1 protein-coding gene is annotated in these 572 nt (G+C 65.0%); it reads left to right on the top strand.

Features of this window, described 5'->3' with window-relative positions:
• The coding region (locus tag OO306_RS28045; RefSeq protein ID WP_265970385.1) for an ATP-binding cassette domain-containing protein at window positions 1–572 on the top strand (572 nt) is incomplete at both ends.

A 572-nucleotide genomic window follows, 5' to 3' on the forward strand; every position in this document is an offset into this window, starting at 1 on the left:
CGGCCACGTCGTCGGCGTGTTCGATGCAAGCTTTTCCGTCAAACGTGGCGAGATCTTCGTCATCATGGGCCTGTCGGGCTCGGGCAAGTCGACCATGGTGCGGCTGTTCAACCGCCTGATCGAACCCACCGCCGGCAGCATCCACCTCAACGGCCGCGAAATCACCGGCCTGTCCGATAAAGCCCTGCTCGATGTGCGCCGCAAGGAAATGGGCATGGTGTTCCAGTCCTTCGCTCTGATGCCGCACATGAGCGTGCTGCAGAACACCGCCTTCGGCCTGGAAATCGCCGGCGTTGCTGAAACCGAACGCCACCGCCGTGCCCGCGAGGCGCTGAGCCAGGTCGGCCTGGCCGGCCACGAGCACAGCTACCCGCACCAGCTGTCCGGCGGCATGCAGCAGCGCGTGGGCCTGGCCCGGGCGCTGGCCAACGACCCGACCATCCTATTGATGGACGAAGCCTTCTCGGCCCTCGACCCGCTGATCCGCAACGAGATGCAGGGCGAGCTGATGCGCCTGCAGGCCGAGCAGCAGCGCACCATCATCTTCATTTCCCACGACATCGAGGAAGCCA

Origin of the sequence: Pseudomonas sp. DCB_AW, from assembly GCF_026240895.1 — a bacterium.
GTDB classification, from domain to species: domain Bacteria; phylum Pseudomonadota; class Gammaproteobacteria; order Pseudomonadales; family Pseudomonadaceae; genus Aquipseudomonas; species Aquipseudomonas kermanshahensis.